Here is a 9,307-nt window from a genome sequence, read left to right as displayed (position 1 = left end):
ATTTATTTTAACTTTGCCTACTAACTTAAGTAATCGTGTAGAATAAGATTTAAGTTATGTGTTTAGGCACTAGGCAACAGGCACAAGGCACAGAGTGTTAAAATATTTTTTATTACCCATAGCCATGCTTTTTTCCAAAACCTACCGCCGAAAGCCGTTACCTGAAAACCCCAAGCATAATCTTAAATTTTATTTTGCTCGCTAACTTATTAAAGTAGTGCTTAGAAAATGTCTTTGTTGTATTGATCGATATTTTCAAATAAGTAAGAAGATGTTAAACATGAGTCATTCCTAATTTAGTGATTAATCACTCATTCATTCAATCGCTCAATCACAAAATTTAGGATGACTCATGTTTTGAATTTAATTGTGTAAGATGCTACTAAGTGTTAGGGTGTTTTCTGTTGTTCCACTTAGGTATATGGTATATATCTTGCCAGACTGAACGGTTATGGATTTTTGTAAAAGGCTTAATGTTGTACTTCCTGAGCTCAAAGAGAAGTTTAATGTTCCTGCATCGATACTTACGAAAGGCCCTAATGAATAGGCACTTAAGCCTGTTCCTGAGATAATAGCATTGCCAGCCCTACCATAGGCTATACTATTGAAAAGTACGTTGTTATTAGCTTGTACCTGAATATCGTTGACGTTGGGTGCCAAATGAACAAATCTTACTTTTGCCTTTCCTGAGGCGGGCGCTTGCAAATCGTCGTAAAATAGAATCAATGAATCGGCCGTTGATGATTTCTTTTTTCTAACAGCAAAAACGGTGTGATAATAGTCTGGAATAGGACCATTTGGACCTCCAGAGGCTCCAAATGTAGCAGCGTTGCCAAACTGTGTTGAGGCTTTTAGAGTTGTACTGGTACCTTCTGAAAAACTTATTTGAACATCTCCAAAAACTGTATTGATGTAATCAGTAGACTGGTTTGCTGATACTGTATTGGTCGTTACTTTGGTAATATAAGTCCAAAAATGAATAGGAGTGGTAGTATTTCGGGCATTTACAAATCGAATTTTGGCATACAAAGGTGTTCCTTCTTCTTGAAAATTAAGGTATGATTTTTTACATGAATTCAAAAAAAGCATAGACAACGCAGCGAGGATCCAAATATATTTTTGTCGAATAATCATATCGAATAATTTAAGTAAAATCGTTTTTAAATAAAGAACTAAAACAGCGTAACAGATTCATTAGAATGTTGCAGCAAGACGAATGAAAGCACGACCACCTGTTGATACAAACTGTCCACCTCCAGGCGTTGTAACACGACGACCAGCTACCAATGGATCAGTATAATCTGCTAAAACATTGAATAGATTATTAACCCCTGTTGTCACCTGAATGGTTGGCGATAATTTATAACCAGCTGATAAATCCGTAATCCATTTTGGACTAAAGTTTTGATAGAAAATATTCCCACCACCAAAGTTTGTCGCTACGTTTACGTCTCCGAAATACACCGTTCTAAGTAAAAAATTCCAGCGATTAATGGCATAGAGCGCTTGTAAACTAATTTTCTTTTGTGGAATAGAAGACTCAATACGTACTTTTTCAGTAGGGCTTACAATCACATCCACGAAACTTTCAAGTCCTTTTGGCGTATTGATTTTCCGGATTTCATTTTTTCCAAAGTTTGCCGCAGCGGTAAATGTAAAATTACCAGTACCGATTTGTGCTTTGTAATTGGCGGTAATATCAATTCCTTGTGTTCGAGAATTGACAGCGTTATAGAAAAAGTTAGCTTGATTGGCACCAGTAGCAGTAAAAGCTGCCTTCAAATCAGCGGGTAAATTGCTGGCGGTTGAACTAAAATTTCCTGTTTGGATAATTCTATCATTAATATCAATAGAATAGGCATCCACTGATAATTCTATATTTCTGCTTGCTTTCGAAGTAAAACCAAAGGTATACCCTCTTGATTTTTCGGGTGTTAAGCTCGGAATACCCAAAGCTCTAGCCGCAGCACTCACATTAGAAGCTGTTAGAATATCAACCCCAACGCCACCTAGAAATGACGTAGATACAGCCGTGTAATAAAATTGTGCTAAATCTGGTGCTCTAAAACCACTACTCACCGAACTACGAACGGCCAACCACGGTGCAAATTGATAACGTGTGGCAGCTTTTCCAGTAAATACACTCCCAAAATCTGAGAAATTTTCAACCCGTACTGCTCCTGATAAAGTCCACTCAGGTGTAATATTTGCCTCTAAATCTAAATAAGCCGAAATAATAGAACGAGTTACATTGGTTTCGCTTTCGGGTCTGAAGCCTGGGTAAATTTGGGCGCCAGCGGCTGTACCATTTAGTGCTGTTTGTCCAACCTCCTGCAAATATGGAATACCCAAATAAGTCGTATCCACATCATAAATAGTTCTGGTGTCGGCCTTGATATATGAATTAGGTTCTCCTTTTTCTATGTAATAGGTTTCTGCTCTGTATTGCGTACCAAAGGCAATATTTAGCCCGTGTAAGATTTTGTCAAAATATTGAGTAAAATCTAAACTGGTTGTATTCTGACTTGCGCCATAAGCACCTGCGAAAAAGTTTTTAGGTGTTTTGAGTCCCAAACTTGCGTTTAAAGAATGCGTAACTCGATTGGTAAAGCTATTACCACCATAAACATTCGAAAAGTCGACATTCCAGCCTTTTACTTTTCCACGAAGTCCTACAGCAAGAGATTTATCTAAAATTCCCATTTCAATGGCAGGTAAAAAACCATCGGGATAGATAAAAGTATTGTTACGAGTACCCCAACCCGGCAATCTACGAACAGCCGTAAACTCTGAATTACGATAACTCAAACCACCGAAAGCATAAAATTCGGCTCCATTCGTCAGTGGTAAAGCTGTATTAAAGAAAACCAAAGCATCTTTTTGACGGTTTGGACTGCTTCTTTGATTAAAATCTTTACGAGTCAAACCTCTTGAGGCAAGAATAGCTTCGTCGATTTCTTTGGTATAGATGGCATCATAATCTCTTACGCCTGCGCCACCGCCATAAATAGGACCTGTATAAAGTCCGTTGTTGCCACCACCAACGGGCTCTGCGATTCCTTGTGTGCCAAACTCGGCGGTAAGATTGATAAAGCCTCCTTTTTCACCTGTTTTCAAGCCATAGTTAATATTGCTTCGGGTATATTCGCCATCTCCTGAATAGCGAATACCTCCTGTTGTACTCACCAATAAATTATCAGTATTTTTCTTCAAAACAAGGTTAATTACCCCAGCTATGGCATCAGAGCCATATTGTGCCGCTGCTCCATCACGGAGTACCTCAATACGTTCAATAGACGCTGTAGGAATAGCATTGAGGTCATAGCCTGTCGAACCATTTCCGTTTCCTCCAAAATTGATATTGGAGCTTTTATGTCTTCTTTTTCCATTGACTAATACTAATACTTGGTCAACAGACAAACCTCTTAATTGTGCCAAGTTGGTGGCACTCGAAGCATCGCCACCACTACTTTCGGCTGAGTGAAAAGAAGGGGCAACATATTGCAAGATTTGCGTAACGGTAACTTGCGGAGCAGATTCTTGTAACTGTCTGATATTAACCACATCTACAGGTACAGGAGAATCAAGTTTGGTACGATTGGCATTTCTTGAACCCACTACCTGAACTTCCCCAAGGGTGTTGATAGCAGGCTGAAGAGATACATTTACTTCACCTGAAGGCGGGATAGCAACCTCTCGTGACTGATAGCCAATAAATGAAAACACTAAAGTTGTACCTTTCTGAAAACTCAGTTTAAAAGTCCCTGTGGGTGTGGTAGTTGTTCCTGTATTGGTGCCTTTTACAATGACAGAAACACCAATTAAGGGTGCTTGATCTTCCTGAGCGGTTACTTTTCCTGTAACAATTCTTTGTTGTCCAAAAATCTTGCTTACACTAAACAAGGATAAAAGTATAAAGAGTAAAGTAGTATTTTGTTTCATTAATAATGTGTTTTAGAGCGAAAAAGAGCATACAGGTAAAGAAGCTAGCTATTGCTTTTAATCTTTGTGCTATAACCTCTTTACCTGTATCCATCTATTTTTTTATACTGGCAGTTGTGTTTGTTGAGTTTTCATAAGGATTAGGCTCAGCAATCAAACCATCGAGGAGTTTGTTGAATTTTTTCGTATACTGTTTAAAATATTTCCCTGTGACTTCGCCTGTATAACCTGTGTATATTTCACGAACTTCACCATTTCTATCTATAATAATCGTAGTAGGAAATGCTGCCATACGGTTAAGACCTGCTAGTTTTTCGGTGGCTACTTTCTTGTCGGCAATACCTCCAAAAACAATATCATATTCGATATTGAAGAAATCACGAAGCTTGCCTAGCGTATATTTGGCATAGTTTAAATCATCTTTTTGCTCAAACCCTATGGCAATGGCTTCGACACCTCGTTGTTTGTTGGCTTTGTACCAAGGGGCTAAAAAGCGAGTTTGGTCGGTGCAATTGGGACACCATGTTCCTATTATTTCGACAATAACTACTTTCCCTTTGTATTTGTCATCACTTAGCGAAACAGGTTTTCCGTTGAGATCAGGAAACGTAAAATCAAGCTTTTTGTATCCTTCTTTCAAAAAGGTAAGCTTGTAAGGATCAGGCAATTCTACCTTATTGTCTTTACTAGCTTCAAACTTTTGAGTCACATAAATACCAAAGCTGATTTCGCCATCGCTAATGGTTTTTAAGTCTGGATTGATTGTGCCTTTTATCGCTACTGGACTCGGTCCTGTGAAACCCGAAAGTTTAAATTCATTTCCTTGAATAGTACCTTCTAATTCACGTGTATCGCCCACTACGGTCATGAGCACTCCTGTAAGTTTGTTACCTTTTTGTTCGAGAATAGCTACCGAATTGGCAGCATTTGGATCTTTACTAATGATTTTTACATTCCACTTTCCTGAAAGATTAGTCGTAGGTTTGATATTTTGACTAGGGTCGACATGGCGATAGGTTTTACCAAATTCGGCTTCAAAAGGAAGTACATTTCCTCTAAAATTTGGCACAAGACTTTTGTAAACACCTTTAAAATGACCGTTTTCGTCAACCTTTCCTACTAAAGCCGCATCGTAAGTATTCATTTTTACAAAAATACTATCGCCTGCAATTGTGCTAATTTTGAAATCGTCTCTACGAGTACCATTTAGTAGGGTAAGTGTTGACTCATCAAGTGTTTTTCCTTTGATTTCAAAGTTGAAAGGCACCCTAGTTTCGTTGACTTTAAATTCTCCACGCCATCGTCCTTCCTTAAGAACAGGGGATTGATTCGCCAACGAGGGATTCGCTAGACATAGCGATAGAAGGGAGATTTGTAAACCTCCTTTGAGCAATGATTTTTTCATAAAAGAGAGAAGGATTTGTTGTCCACCACCACTTAATTACTGGCAAAAGTATGGTTGGTGGTGGACTGTTAAAGAATCACAAAAGGGTTAGATTAGAGGCATTGGTCATGATAGACCAAGTGAAATTTGATAATTTCTTTCATGGTAAAGGGGTTTGGATGTTGAACAATAGATTGAATTACGAAATTGTTATTTTTTAAATCTGTCGTCTGTCAACGATTTCAGAAACTCCTCAATATCAGCAATTTCCTGAGCACTAAGACCGAGGGGCGTACTCAACGACAAATCACGATTAATACCATTTTTGACCACTGCGTCAGGTTTATTATAGTATTCAATCACCTCACGGAGCGTTTTGAACATACCATTGTGCATATATGGTGGCGTTACAGCGACATTTCTCAACCCTGGCACTTTAAAATGCCCTACGTGAGTAGAGTCGCCCGTTATTTTTGAGCGACCTACATCTCGTAGATTTTTTCCATCATACAGCCCAATATTTTTGAATCTATCGGCTGTAAAGTCCTCACCCGCATGACAATTGGCACAGTTGGCTTTTCCGATAAAAAGTAGTAGCCCACGAATAGCCGACGCACTCATAGCCGAATCGTCGCCATTGATATAACGGTCATACGGAGTATTGGCAGTTTCTAGGTTTTTTTGGTAAGCGGCAAGGGCATCACCCAAGAGTTTTTCTGTTGGCTGAGATTTATAAATTCTTTTGAACGCTCTACTATATACTTTGTCCTCTTTGAGACGAGCAATTGCTTCCTCAATAGGTAAATTCATTTCTGTTTTTGAAATAATGGGCTGTATTGCTTGCTCTTCTAATGAGTTGGCTCGACCGTCCCAAAATAAATGTATCCTGCCTGCCAGATTCATCGCCGAAGGAGTATTTCGATCGGTCAGAATACCATCTACGCCAGGGCTAAACTGTGTGGTATCGGCAAAAGCTAATTTGGGCTTATGGCATGAAGCACAACTAATGGTTTTTTTAGAAGATAATATGGGATCAAAGAAGAGTTTTTCACCCAAAGCTACCTTATTGCTAGGTTCGTTGTCTGTTGTATTGAATTGAAAACTCATCAATGCTACAGCTATTACCCCAACGATGAAGAGGTATTTTCTCATGGCTTAGTTTCTAAATAATTGTCTATAAATCTTTTGGCTGTATGTAATAGGCAAAAAGAAGCTCGTAATTTTAAATCAACTTGATTGTTGTTAAAGGGAATCTTCAATCAGTAAATAGAAGCTTTTATGTGTCTAGTTAAACTGAAAAGTTTTTTCAAAAGGAACACAAATACCTTTTTTAAGATGACACACTTGTCCTTTTATGACGCCAAAAATATCATAACTATGTTCGACCAAACGAACCTTCGCCTTAAATTCTGCTTTTTGTGTAAAATAGGAGACCTCTGTTCCCCAATTTTTATCAATCTTTTTCAAAGCTGCAATAGGTTGAATACCAGAGCTTAATTCAAAAGAGCCATTTTCTGAAAATTGAAAAATTGTGGGTTGTGGACCAACATCTCCTTTAAAATCAGAGGAATAGAGTGACCATCCTTTTTCGATAGATGAGCTAAAAACAAGTTCTACTTCGTCGCCGATTTTAAAATCTTTATTGGTGATTTTAAAGTTCCAATTGACAATTTTATCAATATCTGTTTCTTGCGCTTGTATGGCGTTTGTGAAGAGTAGGAGTAAACAAACGATATATATCTTTTTCATACTGATGTTGTGTATTTTGGAACAACTGAGGTGCTAATACACCTCAGTTGTTAGATACTTGATGAAAAAATCTGCCCATTAGCTCATCAAGAATATGGGTTATTTGCCAGCATTTGCCACCAAATTGACATTCAATTCGAAATCATTGTCAATGGCTTTATCGCCAAGGTTTTCAAAGAAATTCGTCGAACGAAACTTGATACCGTATTTGGTTCTGTCTACGACAATTTTGGCTTGTGCTGTAACTTTATTTTTTTCAACTTTAATCACCGCAGGAAACTTAACTTCATTAGTAATTCCTTTAATGGTTAATTTGCCCGTAACTTCATAGTTTTCACCACCTTTAGGAGTTACAGAAGAGGTAACAAATTTGGCTTTAGGAAACTTATCTGTGCCAAAAAAGTCTTCAGCTTTGAGATGCCCCACCAGTTTGGCATTGCCATCCTTATCTGTAATATCTGTTACCGTAAGTGAGGCAATATCAACTTCAAATGCACCACTTTTGAATTTACTATTGGATACCACCAACGACCCTGTACTCAAAGGAATATTACCTGTGTGTGAACCCGTTACTTTTTTGCCAGTCCAAACCAAATGACTTGCTTGACTATCCACAATATACGTAGCATCAGCGCCTTTAGTTTTACCATCGTTAGCAGATACTCCCAGTGTGAGAGCTATCAATGCTGTGCATAGGAAAGATACTTTTTTTACCATTGTTAGTGTAATTTAACATTTGAATATGATTGAAAGAGCTATTTTAATGACAACTCAGCACTTGGAACAGGCTCATTAATTAATTTATCGAGGTCTTTATTCCATTTTTTGGCATACTTTTTAAAATACTTGCCTGTTACCTCACCTGTATAACCCGTATAGATTTGCTTGACTTTACCATCTCTTCCTATAATAATAGTGGTAGGGAAGGCAATCATTTTGTTAAGAGCTTCGAACTTTTCTGATGCTACCTTTTTATCTGCAATACCTCCAAATAAAATATCATACTGGATATCGTACTTGTCACGAAGTTTGCCCAAGGTATATTTGGCATATTCCAAGTCATCTTTTTGCTCAAATCCTACAGCAACAGCCTCAACTCCACGGTCTTTATTAGCCTTATACCAAGGTGATAAAAATTGCGTTTGGTCGGTACAGTTAGGGCACCACGTACCAATGATTTCAACAATGACCACTTTGCCTTTGTATTTTGCATCGCTCAACGACACCAGTTTTCCATTTAGATCAGGAAGTTTGAAATCTAATTTTTCATACCCTGGTTTTAAATAGGTAAGAGCATAAGGGTCAGGCAATTCGGCTTTACTATCTTTTACGCCTTCAAATTTTACATTGTTGTAAATACCAAGACCCACTTCGCCAGAAATACTTTTGTCGGGGTTTATTTTGCCTCTAATCAGCCACGGACTAGGTCCTGAAAATCCTGTTAGCGTAAATTCATCCCCTTGAACAATACCTTCAAGCTCACGGGTATCGCCAGTAACTTTTAAGAAAACGCCTTTTAATCTATTTCCTTTTTGTTCAAAAATAGCCACTTGGTCTGCTACAGGCTCTTTACTACTGATTTTAATAGCCCATTTTCCCGAAAGATTATGATTGGCTTTTTGTTCTTTACTTGGCTCAACAAAACGATAGGTTTTACCATATTCGGCCGTAAAAGGTAGGAAGTTTCCTCTAAAGTTGGGTACTAGGCTTTTATAAATTCCAGATAAAGAACCATCTTCATGAATTTTGGCAACCAATGCTGCATCATAGGTATTCATTTTGATAAAAACTGAATCTTCTGAGAGCTGCTTGACATGAAAGTCATCTCGACGGCTTCCGTTCAAGAGTGTAAAAGTTGCGTGTTCTGCATCTTTTCCTTTCACTTCGAAATTAAAAGGAACTTGAACTTCATTTACTTTGAAAGTTCCACGCCATGAACCTTCTTTAATGAATTTGCTTTGTGCGTTTGCGGTCAATGTAGTAATCGACAAGCAAGCAATAGAGAGTAGTTGTTTAGTTGTTTTCATCAAGTGAGCAATTATAAATCTATTAAATATATAGACTAGGTATATTAATTGTTCGAAATATTTTGTTTCAGTTATGAACGAGATGATAAAACATTTTACACAAAGAATGTGTATCGCATTTCATATCAAGTAAAATGGTTATTCTCTTAAATTTTAAAACTGGAATTATTTGGCCAAAATTCTATCTCAAAAGCTATGTTGGTTT

General features: G+C 37.7%; 7 protein-coding genes. All 7 read right to left on the bottom strand.

Annotated elements, in window-relative coordinates:
* Positions 1–363: 363 nt before the first annotated feature.
* The 7 genes from QM491_RS24700 to QM491_RS24670 all read right to left on the bottom strand — a co-directional run bounded on the left by QM491_RS24700 (position 364) and on the right by QM491_RS24670 (position 9,102).
* Positions 364–1,089 carry a DUF4397 domain-containing protein gene (locus QM491_RS24700; protein WP_283330237.1) on the bottom strand — a complete coding sequence of 242 codons (726 nt, stop codon included), beginning with the start codon at positions 1,087–1,089 and terminating at the stop codon, positions 364–366.
* A gap of 105 nt (positions 1,090–1,194) precedes the next feature.
* On the bottom strand, positions 1,195–3,942 hold the full coding sequence (locus tag QM491_RS24695; RefSeq protein WP_283330236.1) for a TonB-dependent receptor: 2,748 nt from the start codon (positions 3,940–3,942) through the stop codon (positions 1,195–1,197).
* A 94-nt stretch (positions 3,943–4,036) separates the two neighbouring features.
* Complete coding sequence (locus tag QM491_RS24690; RefSeq protein ID WP_283330235.1) at positions 4,037–5,347, bottom strand: peroxiredoxin family protein; 1,311 nt, start codon at positions 5,345–5,347, stop codon at positions 4,037–4,039.
* A 189-nt stretch (positions 5,348–5,536) separates the two neighbouring features.
* On the bottom strand, positions 5,537–6,478 hold the full coding sequence (locus tag QM491_RS24685; protein WP_283330234.1) for a cytochrome-c peroxidase: 942 nt from the start codon (positions 6,476–6,478) through the stop codon (positions 5,537–5,539).
* Positions 6,479–6,610: 132 nt separating this feature from the next.
* Positions 6,611–7,075, bottom strand: a complete 465-nt coding sequence (locus QM491_RS24680) for a protein-disulfide reductase DsbD domain-containing protein (protein ID WP_283330233.1) — start codon at positions 7,073–7,075, stop codon at positions 6,611–6,613.
* Between the two features lie 99 nt (positions 7,076–7,174).
* Positions 7,175–7,792 (bottom strand): YceI family protein, encoded by a 618-nt coding sequence (locus tag QM491_RS24675; protein ID WP_283330232.1) that lies wholly within the window; start codon positions 7,790–7,792, stop codon positions 7,175–7,177.
* A gap of 38 nt (positions 7,793–7,830) precedes the next feature.
* Entirely contained in the window at positions 7,831–9,102 is a 1,272-nt protein-coding gene (locus QM491_RS24670; RefSeq protein WP_283330231.1) for a peroxiredoxin family protein, read from the bottom strand.
* Positions 9,103–9,307 lie beyond the last annotated feature (205 nt).

Origin of the sequence: Flectobacillus longus (assembly GCF_030056705.1) — a bacterium.
Classification (GTDB): domain Bacteria; phylum Bacteroidota; class Bacteroidia; order Cytophagales; family Spirosomataceae; genus Flectobacillus; species Flectobacillus longus.
Note: the sequence above shows the minus strand (reverse complement) of the source record. Positions and strands in the feature narration are given on the sequence as shown.

Excerpts from the sequence above, each read along its gene's own strand:
- QM491_RS24700 (WP_283330237.1), bottom strand. The coding sequence starts at position 1,089 with ATGCTTTTTTTGAATTCATGTAAAAAATCATACCTTAATTTTCAAGAA.
- QM491_RS24695 (WP_283330236.1), bottom strand. The coding sequence starts at position 3,942 with ATGAAACAAAATACTACTTTACTCTTTATACTTTTATCCTTGTTTAGT.
- QM491_RS24690 (WP_283330235.1), bottom strand. The coding sequence starts at position 5,347 with ATGAAAAAATCATTGCTCAAAGGAGGTTTACAAATCTCCCTTCTATCG.
- QM491_RS24685 (WP_283330234.1), bottom strand. The coding sequence starts at position 6,478 with ATGAGAAAATACCTCTTCATCGTTGGGGTAATAGCTGTAGCATTGATG.
- QM491_RS24680 (WP_283330233.1), bottom strand. The coding sequence starts at position 7,075 with ATGAAAAAGATATATATCGTTTGTTTACTCCTACTCTTCACAAACGCC.
- QM491_RS24675 (WP_283330232.1), bottom strand. The coding sequence starts at position 7,792 with ATGGTAAAAAAAGTATCTTTCCTATGCACAGCATTGATAGCTCTCACA.
- QM491_RS24670 (WP_283330231.1), bottom strand. The coding sequence starts at position 9,102 with ATGAAAACAACTAAACAACTACTCTCTATTGCTTGCTTGTCGATTACT.